At 55.3% G+C, this 15,171-nt stretch carries 14 protein-coding genes and 4 pseudogenes; 5 read left to right on the top strand and 13 right to left on the bottom strand.

Annotated features, from left to right (window positions below; all coding sequences use genetic code 11):
- The first annotated feature begins 128 nt into the window (after positions 1–128).
- Complete coding sequence (locus MSNKSG1_RS03530; RefSeq protein ID WP_008937869.1) at positions 129–326, top strand: hypothetical protein; 198 nt, start codon at positions 129–131, stop codon at positions 324–326.
- A 426-nt stretch (positions 327–752) separates the two neighbouring features.
- A pseudogene (locus MSNKSG1_RS19390) lies at positions 753–1,561 on the top strand (IS3 family transposase); the annotation flags it as partial.
- A 95-nt stretch (positions 1,562–1,656) separates the two neighbouring features.
- On the opposite strand, the gene istB reads toward MSNKSG1_RS19390, so the two are convergent.
- From istB to istA, 6 genes and pseudogenes are all read right to left on the bottom strand, one after another.
- A complete protein-coding gene (gene istB, locus MSNKSG1_RS03515) occupies positions 1,657–2,397 on the bottom strand; it encodes an IS21-like element helper ATPase IstB (RefSeq protein ID WP_008937865.1) in 741 nt (246 codons plus the stop codon).
- Between the two features lie 10 nt (positions 2,398–2,407).
- Positions 2,408–3,313: pseudogene (locus MSNKSG1_RS03510) on the bottom strand (Mu transposase domain-containing protein); the annotation flags it as partial.
- 87 nt (positions 3,314–3,400) lie between these two features.
- Positions 3,401–4,417: a tyrosine-type recombinase/integrase gene (locus MSNKSG1_RS03505; protein WP_040886613.1), complete on the bottom strand. Its 1,017-nt coding sequence runs from the start codon at positions 4,415–4,417 to the stop codon at positions 3,401–3,403.
- Positions 4,414–5,403, bottom strand: a complete 990-nt coding sequence (locus tag MSNKSG1_RS03500) for a tyrosine-type recombinase/integrase (protein ID WP_008937861.1) — start codon at positions 5,401–5,403, stop codon at positions 4,414–4,416. The genes MSNKSG1_RS03505 and MSNKSG1_RS03500 overlap by 4 nt, the downstream gene beginning before the upstream one ends.
- Positions 5,400–6,662, bottom strand: coding sequence for a tyrosine-type recombinase/integrase (locus MSNKSG1_RS03495; protein ID WP_008937860.1), 1,263 nt, complete (start codon positions 6,660–6,662; stop codon positions 5,400–5,402). The genes MSNKSG1_RS03500 and MSNKSG1_RS03495 overlap by 4 nt, the downstream gene beginning before the upstream one ends.
- 165 nt (positions 6,663–6,827) lie before the next feature.
- A pseudogene (gene istA / locus MSNKSG1_RS03490) lies at positions 6,828–7,469 on the bottom strand (IS21 family transposase); the annotation flags it as partial.
- A gap of 203 nt (positions 7,470–7,672) precedes the next feature.
- Between istA and MSNKSG1_RS18875 the strand changes: the two are divergent.
- Positions 7,673–8,077 (top strand): annotated as a pseudogene (locus MSNKSG1_RS18875) (DDE-type integrase/transposase/recombinase); the annotation flags it as partial.
- On the opposite strand, the gene MSNKSG1_RS03485 reads toward MSNKSG1_RS18875, so the two are convergent.
- From MSNKSG1_RS03485 to MSNKSG1_RS03470, 4 genes are all read right to left on the bottom strand, one after another.
- A complete protein-coding gene (locus MSNKSG1_RS03485; RefSeq protein WP_008937857.1) occupies positions 8,005–8,592 on the bottom strand; it encodes an ADP-ribosylglycohydrolase family protein in 588 nt (195 codons plus the stop codon). The pseudogene MSNKSG1_RS18875 and the gene MSNKSG1_RS03485 sit on opposite strands and share 73 nt — an antisense overlap.
- A 94-nt stretch (positions 8,593–8,686) precedes the next feature.
- Positions 8,687–9,532, bottom strand: a complete 846-nt coding sequence (locus MSNKSG1_RS03480; RefSeq protein WP_008937856.1) for a DODA-type extradiol aromatic ring-opening family dioxygenase — start codon at positions 9,530–9,532, stop codon at positions 8,687–8,689.
- A 17-nt stretch (positions 9,533–9,549) separates the two neighbouring features.
- Positions 9,550–10,497 carry a glutathione S-transferase family protein gene (locus tag MSNKSG1_RS03475; protein ID WP_008937855.1) on the bottom strand — a complete coding sequence of 316 codons (948 nt, stop codon included), beginning with the start codon at positions 10,495–10,497 and terminating at the stop codon, positions 9,550–9,552.
- A 3-nt stretch (positions 10,498–10,500) separates the two neighbouring features.
- Positions 10,501–10,944: a DoxX family protein gene (locus MSNKSG1_RS03470; protein ID WP_008937854.1), complete on the bottom strand. Its 444-nt coding sequence runs from the start codon at positions 10,942–10,944 to the stop codon at positions 10,501–10,503.
- 105 nt (positions 10,945–11,049) lie between these two features.
- On the opposite strand from MSNKSG1_RS03470, the gene MSNKSG1_RS03465 reads away from it, so the two are divergent.
- Positions 11,050–12,015 carry a LysR family transcriptional regulator gene (locus MSNKSG1_RS03465; protein WP_227497946.1) on the top strand — a complete coding sequence of 322 codons (966 nt, stop codon included), beginning with the start codon at positions 11,050–11,052 and terminating at the stop codon, positions 12,013–12,015.
- 206 nt (positions 12,016–12,221) lie between these two features.
- On the opposite strand, the gene MSNKSG1_RS03460 is transcribed toward MSNKSG1_RS03465, so the two are convergent.
- The 3 genes from MSNKSG1_RS03460 to MSNKSG1_RS03450 are packed head-to-tail and all read right to left on the bottom strand — an operon-like array spanning position 12,222 to position 14,638.
- Entirely contained in the window at positions 12,222–13,178 is a 957-nt protein-coding gene (locus tag MSNKSG1_RS03460) for a TraI domain-containing protein (RefSeq protein ID WP_008937852.1), read from the bottom strand.
- Positions 13,165–14,400 (bottom strand): site-specific integrase, encoded by a 1,236-nt coding sequence (locus MSNKSG1_RS03455; RefSeq protein WP_008937851.1) that lies wholly within the window; start codon positions 14,398–14,400, stop codon positions 13,165–13,167. Before MSNKSG1_RS03455 ends, MSNKSG1_RS03460 begins: the two co-directional genes overlap by 14 nt.
- The gene (locus tag MSNKSG1_RS03450) at positions 14,393–14,638 is read right to left on the bottom strand and encodes a hypothetical protein (RefSeq protein ID WP_008937850.1); all 246 of its coding nucleotides are present in this window, start codon (positions 14,636–14,638) and stop codon (positions 14,393–14,395) included. The genes MSNKSG1_RS03455 and MSNKSG1_RS03450 overlap by 8 nt, the downstream gene beginning before the upstream one ends.
- Before the next feature lie 152 nt (positions 14,639–14,790).
- Between MSNKSG1_RS03450 and MSNKSG1_RS03445 the strand changes: the two genes are divergently transcribed.
- Positions 14,791–14,997 carry a helix-turn-helix domain-containing protein gene (locus tag MSNKSG1_RS03445; RefSeq protein ID WP_008937849.1) on the top strand — a complete coding sequence of 69 codons (207 nt, stop codon included), beginning with the start codon at positions 14,791–14,793 and terminating at the stop codon, positions 14,995–14,997.
- The last annotated feature ends 174 nt before the right edge of the window (positions 14,998–15,171 follow it).

Here is a 15,171-nt window from a genome sequence, read left to right as displayed (position 1 = left end):
CTCAAAAACCGCTAACCGGGTTAACACCTGCGAAATCCGCGGGAACATCGCAGACATGCACATGCCTGATAGGCGAGCAGACTTCTGAAGCTGTTAGTTGTGACCATGCAATATTGCAGGAGCGCTCTATGAGTATTAAACGTCTTATGGAAAAAGAATTACTGAAGGATCTTGATGCCAATAGCGCCCATGCCAAGGAACTGGCTGAACCGCTTCCGCAGGAGCTTACACCCCTGGAACGGCTCAGGGGCACAGTCAAACTCTACGAGCGGCCAACCGACCCCGTCTGGGATGAGTACTTTGAGTCCGATGAGCGTTGCCCATAGGAATTCAGGAGCCGCACCAGGTTCAAGATGAGATCACCGAACGTATATAACGCTTATGGAGAAATCAGTAACGTGGCTCATTCCAATACGCTCAACAATGACGTTTCCCAAGTGATGCTTCGTCTCGGTATCTCTGAGGCCTATCTTTCGAGGTTATTGAAAGCCGCAAACATTGATTACCCTGGCGAGCCTTTACCCAAACAGGCAAGCGAGACTCCCCCGCTGTCCACAAAGGAGATTGAGGTTTTAAGGTCCGGAGGGGCTAGGGGGTTAGATAGAGGCCCAGATAGCCATGTAGCCCGAGTCAATTCGTTACAGCTTTTGGTTAAAGAATGCCAAACATTGAGTGAGCAGGCACTTGTAGTGGTTCAATGATTCCGGACACCAACGTAGGTGGTAATATCGCCACCATAAGCGAGGTGTCTGATGACCAGAAAGCGACGTTCTTTTTCTCCTGAGTTTAAACAGGAAGCAGCCAGCCTGGTGCTGGATCAAGGTTACACGATTCCCCAGGCGAGCGTGTCTCTAGGAATTGGTGAAAGCGCTATCCGGCGCTGGGTTAACCAACTGACCGAGGAGCGTGACGGTGTCACCCCAAAGGGCAAGGCGTTAACCCCGGAGCAGCGCCGTATCCAGGGGCTGGAAGCCCGCTGCAAGCGCCTTGAACAGGAGAAAGACATACTAAAAAAGGCTACCGCTCTCTTGATGTCGGACGACATGAATCGTACGCGCTGATAGACCAGTTGAGTGAGCGAATGCCTGTTGAAATGGTCTGCAATGCGTTTGATATCAGTCGTTCAAGCTATTACGAGTACCGCCAACGGCGGAACCATGTGGATGTAGAGCGTTTGGCCCTGAAGGCTCAGGTAAACCGCCTGTTTACCAAGAGCCGCAGCTCTGCCGGCAGCCGGACAATCAAAGGCTTGCTCAGCGAGGAAGGTGTTGTCGTCGGTCGCTTCAAGGTTCGACGACTTATGAGCGAACTGGGGCTGATCTGTAAGCAGCCAGGCCCTCACGCTTACAAGCAGGCTACCGTTGAACGGCCAGATATCCCGAACCACTTGGATCGTGGATTTGCGGTAGAGCAGCCCGACCAAGTCTGGTGTGGTGACATCACTTACATCTGGAGCGGCCAGCGATGGAGCTATCTGGCTGTGGTACTGGATCTGTACGCCCGCCGGGTTGTTGGCTGGGCGATGTCATCCAGTCCGGATGCGGACCTGGCTGTAAATGCGTATTCCCGCGAACGTGAACACCCATACCGGTTGAACGTGAACACCTCAATTCTTAACGCATCACCCACCGGAGTTTGTACTCCGGGTGTTCACGTTCAGTCAATTTCCTGAAGTCGTTTTCTCATCGATTCCCCCTTCAGAGCCCAGCGATGGGCGTTGTGCATGAGTCGGTCCAGGATGGCATCAGCCAGGGTGTTATCGCCGATGGCGGCATACCACTGATCCGTAGGCAGTTGGCTGATGATCATGGTTGAGTGCGTGCCGTGACGGTCATCCATGATCTCCATCAGGTCGTTCCGGTGTGCCGGTTTCAGGGCTTCGAGTCCCCAGTCATCTAGGATCAGCAACTTCACTTTGGCCAGCTGGTTCAGCGTCTTCTGGTAGGTGCCGTCAGCCTTGGCCTGAGTCAGTTCCAGCAGTAACCGGGAGATTCGGTAATACCGGGTGCTGAGGCCGTTCAGGCAAGCCTGATGCCCCAGTGCACAGCCCAGGTAGGTTTTCCCGCTACCGCAGGGGCCGGTGATCAACAGGTTCTGGCCACGCTCCAGCCAGTCGGTTTGAGCCAGCTGGGCCACCTGAGCTTTCTTCAGGTTGCGGGGGTGCTGGTAGTCGATGTCCTGGATCGAGGCACGGAGCTTGAAGCGGGCCTGGCGTACAAGGCGGTCCTGTTTCCGGTGCTCTCGGGTCTGGAACTCTCGGTCAAGCAGCAGTTCCAGGCGCTCGGCGAACGGCAGTTCGTCGTACGTGCCCAGCTGGTTTTGTTGGTGTTCCAGGGCGGCAGCCATGCCGCCTAACTTCAGGTCTTTCAGTCGTGCCAGGGTCTGTGTTGTGCTCATGGGTGATGTCCTAGTGGAAGCTCTTCGGGCCACGGATATTCTCGTGGTGTTGAGGGAGTTCGGCGTTCAGGGGCAACTGCTCCGGCAGCTTGTCCCGGTTGCTCCGGAGAATGGCCTTGATGTGCTTCAGCCGGTTCAGACCTTCCCGATTGGCGATGCGGCAGCCGGCATTCAGGCGTTGGCTGGGGTACTCCCGAGTCAGGTTGAGCAACCCGAGACAGACCCGGTAGGCCTGCTCCGGGTGTTCCCGCTCAGCCAGTCGATCACTGACCCAGATCAGCGTGTCTGGTCCGATGTCCCGGGCCCAGCTCTTGAGACGCCCCGGGGTCCATTGCTGCTGTTTTCGATGCCGGGCAGGCATATGACCGGCTTCGGTGGTGGTGCCCGGCCTGTGACGCCGTGGGTGACTTGCCACCTGGCGTTGCCGGAAGTGGACCTGCACCAGATGATCGCTGGCCTGGACTTCCACCTGCTCGCCCACGTACTGGTGCGGTACCGAGTAATGATGCTGGTCGAACTCGATGTGGTAATCGATATTGACCCGGCAACGCCGGATCTCGACGTACTCATAGGGCTGTTTCGGCAAGGGACGCAGGGCTGGCTGATCCAGTGTCTCGAAGGCTGTTTGCCGGTTATCCGGCAGCCGCCGGAACGGGCGGCTGTTCAGCTCTTCAAGCAGTGACCGGATGCACTGGTTGGCTTCGGCGAGAGTGAAGAAGGTGTGGTGACGCAACCGGGCCAGGATCCAACGCTCCACGATTTGCACGCCGACCTCCGCCTTCGATTTGTCCTTGGGCTTGTAGGGCCTGGCCGGGAGGATGGCCACCTGATAGTGCTCGGCCAGTTGCTGGTAGCTGGGGTTCAGTTCTGGATCGTACCGACAGGCCTTGCTGACACCGCTGCGCAGGTTGTCCGGCTTATGTTCCCAATCCCATTATGTTCCGTTCACTTTGGAAGACCTTGAAACCATAGGGAGGCCCCCTTGCACTGGGGCACATAACGATCACAGGGATTCCAGCCATTGCAGCAGCTCGGAATTGGATCGCCATACTGGCTTTCGGTGGGACTCCGCCGGAGAATCCCAAACAGGCTCACAGGTGCGCAGCGCGTCCACTTTCATTCGGAGGGTGATCTCGGCGTATCGGTTGGTGGTCTCCAAACTGACGTGTCCAAGCCAGGCGCGGATGACGTTGACCTCGACACCTGCTTCAAGCAAATGCACGGCCGTCGTGTGGCGTAAGACATGGGGTGAGATGTGCCGCACTGTGCCATCTGCGCTTTTCTTCACCACCTTGACGGTATGACGCCGCACGATCTTGTAGATACCAAATCTGGTCAGCGGCGCACTGTTGCGGGCCAGGAAGACAGCGTCATTGGAGTGGCGTCGTTGCCGATTTTGCTCCAGTAAGTCCTGCATCAGACCCGCCGTTCGCGTCCACAAAGGACAGGTACGCCATTTGTCACCTTTACCATGCAGCCGTACTCGGGGCTCAGAACCGAGTGCCAGGTGCGTTGCGCGCAGATCCGCTACCTCCTGTACGCGTGCTCCGGTGTTATAAAGGAAGCGAAGCAAGGCTTGGTCGCGCAGAGCCTGAGGGTGGTCGGTGGGCAAGGCAGCGAACAGAGCATTAATCTCGTCGCGTTCGAGATACAGAGTCTCGCCCGGTTGCCAGCGTTTGACGGGAATGGAGGCAATTTGCTGTGCTTCCCCGAGCACGCAGGGCTCACGGCCGGCAAGATACTCGAAAAAGGTATGCAGCGCCGCCAGGCGCTGGTTTCGGGTTCTAACCCCATTACCACGTTCCTGTTCAAGGTTTTGCAGAAAATGGCGCACTCGCTCGCCAGTGAGATCAGCCAGTTCCAAGCGGGTGATCCGGCAATGCTTATCCTTTGCAGCGAATTGCAAGAACAGGCGCAGGCTCTCCTTATAACTTCGGATGCTGGCCGGGCGCAGCCCCCGTTGGCATTTAAGGTGATCTTCTAAGAAGGCAAAGACGAGACGCCCCAATTGATCCGTCATGATAGCTCCTCCTCTCTGCGGGGATCGGCGAACCGCTCGAACCGTTGGCTCGCCTCCCGGAGCAGTGCTTCGGTGATGGTCAGATACCAGGCAGTCGATGCCGGGTCGGCATGGCCCATGAAGGTTGATAGATGAAAGAGCCGTTGTTTGGGATCCACGCCGGTGCGATACCAGCGGAGCAGAGTTGCGACCGCGAAGGAATGGCGCAGGCAGTGCAGATGAGGTTGGCGTACGCCAGGTGGCACGTACGGATCCATCTTCAGTATCAAGTGGTGAAATGTCTGACTGACCGTCTCAATACGCATTGGCTTGCGCTCTGGGAAAAAGCTGAAAGAAAATACCGGATCATCCGGCTGCCATGACCCATACCGATCAACGCCAAACTGTAGATAGACAGCGATCTGTTGCGCCATGCGCGGGCCAAAGGGGACCAAACGCGTCTTGCCAAACTTGCTCTTGTCGATCACCAGAAGGCTGCGCTGGCAATCGACGTCGCGATACCGAAGATGCACAATCTCGCCGACACGCAGGCCCAAACCGTACATCAGCGAGAAGATTGTTCGGTAGACCATGCCACGACAGGGTGCCCGGGAATTGTCCGGAAGCTGTGACGCCAACGTCAGGATGTATTCCACCTGAGCCGGTTCGAACAGGAAGGGTTTAAGCTGGGAAGTCACCGGCTGAGGGTGAGCACGAACCGGAGAATGCGCTAGCCGCTCCTGGGTCACCTGCCAGGCAAAAAAGCAGCGGAGCACCCCCAAGAGGTGGTTATAGCTGCGTGGGCGAGTGCGTGGCCGCGAAACGAGAAAGGCCTCAATCAACGCCGGTTGCACTAACGCCGCATCACTCACCCGTTCCTCGACCAAAAAGCGATCGAATAATTGCAAGGCGAGCTCTTCAGTATCAAATTTTCGGCCCAGCGCGCGCTTGTAACTCAAGTAAGCCGAAAAATCCTTGCCCAGTACGCTGTGGAAGGAGGCGGTCATGGCAGCACCTCCTCGTGGTCCAGCGCCACCATGCGCAGGGTTTCCACGTCCACCTTGGTATAGATGCGGGTGGAACTTGGCGATGCATGACCAACGTAATCGCCGATAACCTTGAAGTTGAACTCGGCATCGACCAATCGCTGTACGCAAGTGTGGCGCAAGGTGTGCGAACCCGGGCGACGGACATTAATACCCGCTTTGCGCAGGTAGTGCGTCGCGCGGCTGGACACAGTAACCGCCGTCACAGGTCGGACGGGCGCCACAACCCGGAAAAACAGCCTTCGCTCCTCGACGTGTGGGCGTGCATTTTTTAAGTAGTCGAGAATAGCTTCGCCTACTACTGAAGAGAGAGGGTACGCAGTGGTGTGTCCCGCCTTGCGCTGCGGCACCAACAGGCGTTCTCGCTTCCAGTCAATATGCTCCAGTGTCAATCCGGCCACCTCATGGCCGCGCAGTCCATACGTGACGAGCAAAAGTAGAACGGCATAGTCGCGCTTGCCCAGAGCACTGCGCCGATCAACAACATCGAGCATGCGCCGGACGTCGTCCCAGGAGATCGAACGCGGGAGATCGGCCAGCTGATACCGACGCGGGGACTCTACGGTAGCGCCGAGATCGCGATTGATCAGCTGCTCGCGGTACAGGTAGCGCAGGAAGACTCGCAAGGAGCTGCACAGCCCCGTCATGGAATGCGGGCTCAATCGGCGACCGCTCTCCATCACAAACGCACTGAGTATGGCTGGAGTGAGCTCGGACAAATGCAGCAGGTTGATTCGCGCCAGGTAGGCTTCCAGGTTATGCAGATAATGGCCATAGTGCCGGAGAGACAGCTCACGCAGGCCCCGTTCTTCACGCAGATAAACAAAGAACCCCGGTGCCTGAACCAGGAAGGGATCTTGACTGGTCCGTCTCCGACCTGTTCCGCGGAAATCGGGCAACATCAGGGACAGCAATTGCTCGATCGGTGTACGAGCATCATTAGCCACCCATCGCTTTGCCTGGTATGCGTTCTTGGCGTGAACCTTTACCCAGTGCTTTACATAAGGCTCGACATGAGTCGGAAGCTCGCTCCACTGCGTGGCACCATGATCGCGAGCAAACTCGCCAAACTGCCTCAGGAGTGGGACTCGCCGCAAGATTACCCTGGGCCTGTATCCATGCCCGGCTAACCACGCAACGTACTGCTCAATCGGTTCCGCGATCCAGGAAGCGCGGATCGCATCGATGGTATCGGGCTTAACGAAGTAATGTTCTAACATGACAATCTCCTTTCTGGATGTAGGAAAGGAAATCATGCGCCCAAACGGCATCTGTCGTTATGTGTCCTTTTACACGGGATCCTCCCTATGGATTCAAGGGCTTCCAGGGTGAACGGAACATAATGGGATTGGGAACATAAGCCGGATTATGTGCCGGGACACATAATCCGGAACGACCATCTCCGGAATGCCACCGAAGAACTCAAAGGTACGCACGTGACTGGATAGCCAGTCTCGTAAACTCTGGCTCCAGGTAGCTTCAGCGTAGGTGTAGTTGGAGGCACCGAGCACCGCCACGAACACCTGAGCAGTGCGTACCTCACCGGTCTGCGGGTTGATGATCGGCACGGTTGGGCCGCAGTAATCCACGAAGCACTTCTCACCCGCCTTGTGAGTCTGGCGCATCGAGCGCTTCTGCTGCTTCAGCCAGTGCCGGTATCGGTCACAGTATTGGGAGTAGCTGTAACAGCGATTGGGATACTGGGCTGTGTATTCCTCCCACAACAGCTGCTTGGTCATCCCTTTACGCTTGAGTTCCTGATGAACGGTGGCCCAGTCAGGCACCTGGTAGCGAGTCGATGTAGTGGGGTCGGCACCGGGATAGAACAGGGCCGCAAGGCGGCCATCGTCCAGATCATCGGGCAACGGCCAGTTGAGGTTCAAGGCATCGGCCCGGGCCAATAGCTTCTGGATGGCCCCGACACTGGTCTTGGTGCTGGCACTGATCTGCCGGATCGAGAGCCCGGCTTCCAGCCTTAGACGAAGCACCTCTCTGATTTTACGCATTGGAATTCTCTTTGCTGGCACAACTCCGCTCCCCAGAAAAAGGAATCAGAGTAGCAAACGGTTGAATAAACAATGCGTTAAGAAGGATTCCGGTTGAACGTGAACACCGTTTCCGGGAATGTGAACGCTGATTCCGGCATCGTGAACACCGATTCCGGAAAATCCGGAAAAGTGTTCATCTTCAATCGGAATGGCTGTTCACGTTAAACCAGAACTGGTGTTCACGTTCGTCCGGAATGGGTGTTCATGATGGGCCGGAATATGCAGTAAAAGCTCTGGATCACGCCTGGGAACAGCGTGGTCAGCCAGAGAAAGTCATGTTCCACTCGGATCAGGGAAGTCAGTACGCCAGCCGTAAGTTCCGTCAGAGGCTCTGGCGCTATCGAATGACCCAGAGCATGAGCCGGCGAGGCAACTGCTGGGACAATGCCCCGATGGAGAGGCTGTTCCGGAGTCTGAAATCTGAATGGATACCGGCCATCGGTTACCGAGATCTTCCTGAGGCTCAAAAGGATGTTGGGAGCTATTTGATGGGCTACTACAACCGGCAACGACCTCACGCATTCAACGACGGCATTTCGCCTGTTGCTGCTGAGGAAAACCTTAAAATACTGTCCGGGATCAGTTGACCACTACAGTTTTCGGTAATTGCAGCCGATAATTCCGAGGGTTGAAATGCATAACGGACAGCGATCGCAAGGGTTCGCTCGATAGCTTCAGTCGTATCCGCATGCCCACCAATTTGGCCCCAGGGCAAATCTTGCTGAACCCGCTTGCGCCAAGCGTCACGTATCGACTGGCTGGTATAGCCTCCAGGCCCACTCGATGGCGTTCCGTCAAGGAGAGGAAACAGCTCCTGGTCCATTCGCTGGCAAAAATCTTTCTCACTATAACCTTTAGCCTCAACCAGAGACCGCAGCATGAGAGTCAGAATAAAGCCTGCTTGTGATAACTGACCGGCTTTCAGGCCATCATGATATCTGCCGGGTTTGGGGTCAGTATATCCGTCAATCCAATCACCGTAATCCCGTCGCAATTCCTTGAGGTCGTAATACCAGTGCGGACCCACTGTAAGTGCGTCGCCGATGAAAGCGCCCATTATTGAACCTACGGCGCGATCTTTGATTTCCGCAGGACTGATCATGATTCCTCCTTCGACTGCAGCTTTGGTTTACCAAAACCACTCTTTCTCACAAGATCCACGGATATTTTGCCGTTACCAGGCGGTTTTACGTGCCTTAAACACGAAAAGTCCACGCCTGGCGCTTTAACCGAGCCTCTCTATTCGCCAATAAAACATCCCTGATTTCTTGCCGAGAATGGTTGCCGAGATATGAGCGTCGCTCGCCTTGTTCGCTAGGCCATAGCAGACATGCAAAGGCAGAAGATGCTCTTCCCGGGGATGGCAGAACCGGGCATGGGGGGGCAAGGTCCCAATGAGCCAGGCGCTCTGCCCGCTCCGATTCCGGCATTGAGTTATCGGCACACGTCTCCTCCAGCCAGTCCTCAAACGCCTGGTTGCGAGCCTGAACCTCCGACGTATTGGCGGAGAAAAACGCCCGCATGTTATGGAATGAGAAGCCCGAGCCAATCACCAGCAGGTTGTCGTAGTCCACTGCCTGCAGTGCCTTGCCAATAGCCAGGTGAGTACTGGCATCCAGACTGTTTACCAGGGACAACTGAATGCATGGAATATCCGCCGCCGGATACATCAGCTTGAGCGGCACGAACAGGCCATGATCAAACCCCCTTTGGTCGTCAAGGCGCGCCCGGATCCCCGCCTGATCCAGCGCCTGGTATATCTGACACGCCAGTTTCGGTTCCCCGGGACAGGGATACTGGATATTGTAGGCCTCCGGTGGGAAGCCAGAGTAATCATAGATGAGCGGAGGTCTGGCGCTGGAGGTGATCGTCGGCACCGACGCCTCCCAGTGCGCGCTAACAACAAGTATCGCGGAGGGTTTGCGAAGCTTACCGGCAACCTCCGTTAACCGCGCCACCATTTCTCGGTGTCCCGGATCCCCCAGGAGTGGCATTGGCCCGCCCCCATGGGAGATAAACAGCACATCGGTTTCAGTGTTCATGGCGATCACTCCTGTGCTCAGAGTTCTCCCGGCCCTGCCGGAACAATGCCACTTGGGTTCAAAGCCTTGATGGAATAGTAGCCGGCCTTGATATGTTCAAGGTTTACTGTATTTGCAATGCCGTCGAGCGCCAATATGCGGTGCATGTAGTCGTGCAGACGCGGCATGGCTCTCAGGGTATTCCGGTTGCACTTGAACAGGCTGTGATAGGCCGCATCAAAGCGCACCAGGGTCACGAACAAGCGTATATCGGTTTCGGTCAGCTGGTCACCAAACAGATAAACGCGCCCGTCGGCCAGCCGCGAATCCACTTCGTCCAGAGCAGCAAACACCTTGTTGTAGGCTTCGTCGTAAGCCGCCTGGCTGGACGCAAAGCCGGCCTGATACACCCCGTTGTTCAGGTCTGTGTACAAATACTCGTTGAGACTGTCGATTTCGCCTGACAGCGATTCCGGGTACAAATTCGGCCCTTCATTAACAATCCCTGCGAAGGCACTGTTCAGCATCCGCAGAATATCCGCGGACTCGTTATTGACGATAGTGCCTGTGTGTTTGTCCCAGAGGACCGGCACAGTGGCACGACCCGAAATTTGAGGATCCGCCCGGGTGTATAGCTCATGCATATAGCGAGCACCGTTAAGCGCGTCCTCATCCGCACCCGGATAGCCGCCGAACTGCCAGCCCTGATCAGTCAGCCGGGGATCGACAACAGTCACGCCAATCACGTCTTTCAGCCCTTTCAGCTCGCGAGCCATCAATGCTCGCGAAGCCCAGGGGCAAATATAGGCCACATACAGGTGATAACGTCCTTGTTCCGCCTTGAAGCCTCCTACCCCGGTCGGTCCCGGGGCGCCATCCGGCGTGATCCAGTTGCGAAAGGGCGAGGTCTGGCGGATAAAGCGCCCTTCCTCATCTTTGGCCTGGACAGGCTGCCAGTTTTCTTTCCAGACTCCGTTTACCAGCATGGTTCAGCCCTCTCTCTGAAACAGGTTATCCAGCGCAAACCGGCCACCGCCCTGAATCACCAGCGCCAGAGTGACGACAAACAGGGTAAGGGCATATTCGTAACCGTTATTGGACATGAACAGCCCGTTTCCGATGTGGACAGCAAATATGGCCACCAGCATGGTGAAGGCCGCGATCACAGCCGCAGGGCGTGTCAGCAGACCAAGCACCAGCGCTAGGCCGCCAAAGAACTCGGCACTGCCGGCCAGTAACGCCATCAGGTAACCCGGCTCCAGTCCAATACTTGCCAGCCATTGCCCGGTGCCTTCCAGTCCATAACCGCCAAACCAGCCAAAGAGCTTCTGAGCGCCGTGGGCGGCGAGGATCAGGCCAACCGGCACCCGTAGAACCAGTGCGGCAAACCCGCCGTTGGATTGAAATAATGCCTGTACAAATTGATTGTTCATGATCGCCACCTCGAATCTTTCTCTCGTTAGTTGAGCCCGAAGCTTATGCTTCAAGTGATGTGACCACTTTACTATCACCAAATCGAAAGACTAAGATGGCTATTGTTGCTTTATTATCAACAAAACGTTGTTAAAAAAGGATGTACTCCGCAGGATAAGCCAATGGATCGAATTGAAGCCATGCGTGCCTTTGTGACCGTGGTCAGTGAAGGCACCTTCACCCGCGCCGCGGAACGGCTGAAGATATCGCCACAGCTGGTCAGCAAGTACGTTTCGCAGCTTGAAACACACTTAGGGGTGCGGCTGCTTAATCGCACCACTCGGAGAATTCACCTGACGGAAGCCGGCACTCATTATCATCAACGCGCCCAACAGGTACTCAACGACATTGATGACATGGAGAATCAGCTCGGTAATCTGCAAGCCGAGGCTCAGGGCCTGTTACGCATAAGTGCACCGGTCTCGTTTGCCATTCGCCATATGGCCCCTCTGCTGAGTGAATTCCAAAAAAAGCACCCCGCCGTCGGCATTGATCTGCAACTGAACGACCGGAAAGTCGACATTCTGGAAGAAGGTTTCGATATTGCGCTGAGAATTGGCCACCTCAAGAGCTCCTCACTGATTGCGAAACGACTGGCTCCGGTACGACTGGTTCTTTGCGCGTCTCCTGCCTACCTTGAGCAATACGGCACCCCCCGGCGACCGGAAGATCTGAGAGAGCACAAGTATCTGCGTTACAGTTATATGAACATGGATCCCGGCCATTCGCTGCAGAAATGGCTTCAGGATAGTAGTCGCGAAAACACAAGAGGGATGATCAGCAACAACGGCGATGTGCTTATAGAAGCGGCTATTGCCGGGACCGGAATTGCCTTACAACCCACCTTCATTGCCGGCTCTGCAGTAAAGGAAGGCAAGTTGAAGGTCATTCTGCCCGAACATGAGCCGGAGCCTATGGCGCTCTACGCGGTGTACGCACATCGCCAATTGTTGGCGAGCAAGGTTCGGAGCTTTATTGACTTTATCGATGGCTTTTTTGGCGAGCCGCCCTACTGGGACAGGTTTGAATAGCTGCATCATCGATAGGCCAAGTCAGCCCAACAAATGGATAGCCCCGGTCTCTATTGCTCTGGCTTACGAGTCACCGAGGCCAGGCAGCTAATAAGGCGAGGCGGCAAATCATCAGAAAACGACAGCTTGTATTACGATGCTGTCGTTCCCGAATAGAGTCAGAAAGGGGTGAGGCAAGTAATGACTCAACCCTTTCGATTTCATTCTTATCGCCACCCTGCATCAAACGATGGTATCCAGTAGACATTCTGCCCCAGACGACCGAATCCCTGAGCCTCTCGACGCCGGAACGCCTGGTACTGGTTGTTCACCATGGCACTCTGTCCGTCGGCATCCCGAACATAGCGAGCGAGGGTCATTGCGGCAGGCACTCCGTAACGAGCTCCCGGAGAAGCGCAGGTCCAAATATGGCGCAAGGCTAATGCAGCATCCGGATCAACTTTGTCCAGATACGCCAGCCCGGGCGCGCAGGCCTCCAGGGTCAGATCACCGTGACCACAAAGGCGAGCAGCAGCAGTAGACCGACCATTGAGATCAAAGGTGTAGGTTTTGCCAATATCATGGAGGAGTCCGGCCACAAAACCGATTTCCTGCATGCCTCTCGCCATCTGCGGTTCATTCATATGCACCATGTTGAGAACGCCTTTGGCGACTTCCAGCGAATGCACCAGTAGTCCACCGGGATAGTTATGGTGGTAGTTCTTGCTGGCCGGGGCTTTTAGGAAGATTTCTAGGCGGTCCCGACGCTCCAGCACACGCTTGACAAACATCTGCAGCGACTCGCACCGCAGGGAGCGCACTGCATCAATCAGTTGGTCGAGCGAGTCCGGCTTTGGACAAAACAGCCGCGGCAACGTTTGCAGCGCCGGCAGACGAGCCACATCGGTCGGAAGCGGCCGACGGATGTCCGTCAACAGGATGGCGCCCTCCTCCTGACCAACGCAACCCTGCCCTTTGACCACGACCAGTTCCATATGACCCAAGCGCTCTGGGATGGGAATGGAGTCGATCACTGCCAGCACCACACAATCATGAACACAGCTGCTCAGGCGCAATTTCAGATAGGGAATGCCCTCATCGTCAAAACACGCTACCCGTCCAGTCAGCCGGTAAGCGCCGCTGAAGGTTTCCTTCAGAATTGGGCGAAGCTCATTCAGTTTCATTGTCCACCTCCTGGTTGGCGGTTACACGGCTTTGGATCAAACGCTCGAAGGCGCTGCCATCCATACGGGTCACATTCGGAATAAAGCGGGAGTACACTTTGAAAAGCATCTCGGTGGAGGAGTGGCCCAACACCCGAGCTACCCATTCTGGGTTTTCTCCAGATGCCAACAGCAACGTGGCTGCGGTATGCCGTGTCTGATAAGGCCGCCGCTTTTTCAAGTTCAGAGCTTGAAGCAAGGGGTACCAGACGCGCTTGGTCACGTTGTTGTGATCAAGCGGCTCACCGAGACGATTGCAAAATACGAACTTGCTCAGTTTGCCGGTTGCCGCGTGCTGTGCCTTGAGTGCGTCATAAACCGGGCCAAACATAGGGATTTCCCGCTGGGAGCCATCGGTTTTGGTGTATTCGGTCTTACCATTGATCAGCGTCTCGCGAACAAGAATCTCGCGCTTCTCAAAATCCACGTGCTCCCACTTCAAGCCATCGATTTCGCCGGTGCGCATGCCCGTGAAGAAGCGGACTTGATAGTAGTTGCGGTAGTCCTCCCGCACGTACTTGGTGATCTTATCTACCTCATCCATCGAGAAGGGTTCGATCTGGACCTTTTTCAGCTTCAGCGGCTTGATGTTGCGATAGGGATTGGCAAAGTCGTAGCGCTCGGCCCCCTCTGTCAGAATCATACGTAGGATCGCCATGTGGCTATTAATGCTTTTGGGGGCCATTTGGGCATTGCCTCCCCTGCCCTTACGGGCCCCCAGCTTGTTGCGCGCGGCCAGGATGTGCGATTTGGTGATCTCGGTCAGGCGCTTGTTTTTGAACGCCGGCTTAAGGGAGCTTTCAAGAATGGACTCAACATTGCGCAGATGAGAAGCGCGCCATTGGATCTTGTTCTCTTGGAGCCACAGATCGGCGAAATCAGGGAACAGCGGCGACTGATCGGTTTCCTGATCCGGATCAGCCATTACATTTGAAGCCCGGCTGCTTCCAGAAAGCGCCCCTGCCTTGGCCAGTTTTTTCAGGTTCTTGCTGCCCGGGAAGAATTCAGCGTAATCGAATTCACCCAGGAGAATTTTGGCCTCAACTTTCTGAAGAAGTGCTTCGCACTTTTTACGGTTGGCCGGCGTATCCGGCAGCGCGGTCTGTTCCCTGCACCGCAGCCCCTCGAACATAAAATCCAGATAAAGCTTGCCGGTCTCCTTACGCTCTCTCACCTTACCCATGACATACCGCTCCGCTTGCCATGGGAATTGACAGGTGTTCGTGCTCACGGGCACTGACCAGCATTTCCTTTTCAACTTCTTCCCAGAGAAAGAGAATTTTCCGTCGGCCAAAAGGCTTGATGTAATGCTTGCCCTCCAGCAGTACCGTGTCTTTAAGACATTGACGAATTGTGCGGCAGTCATATTTGATGCGGCCAGCCAGCTCTTCAGTGGTCAGGTAGGTGTAGGAATTTTCCATCGAAATTTTCCTTCTGTTGCGCTACGCTAAATCAACAAAAGACATTCTCCATATCAGAATGCCATCCTAAATGACATTTTAAGCAACAAAAGTACATTTGCAAGCATTTTTTGCCATTCTGGATGACATTTTTTAATTAAGGATGATCAGAAATGGTTCGATGCCATCTCGCTCGGCTGATGGGCGAGCGAAAAATGAAGATCGTGGACGTAGCCAGAGAGACGGGTCTTAACAGGAATACCGTAACCCTGCTCTACAAAGAAACAGCGCAAAGGATAGACCTGGAAGCCATTGAGAAACTCTGCCGATTATTTGAATGTGAGGTGGGAGACCTGCTCGAGTTGCAAGAAGATCATTGAGCAGATGGGATGGTTAAAGGACCACTCTCATTAAGTCATCATATTTTGCCGCAGTTTTGCTCCATCGCTTGACCCGTCGCGGACCACCCTACTTCTTTGCTGTCACCACAAAGCAGACCTTTTCAGATAGGGGCATGCACAATCCGCTATTTGGAAACAAAGCACGCTGAGGTT

This window comes from Marinobacter santoriniensis NKSG1 (genome assembly GCF_000347775.1).
GTDB lineage: Bacteria > Pseudomonadota > Gammaproteobacteria > Pseudomonadales > Oleiphilaceae > Marinobacter > Marinobacter santoriniensis.
This window is presented reverse-complemented; position numbering and strand designations above follow the sequence as displayed.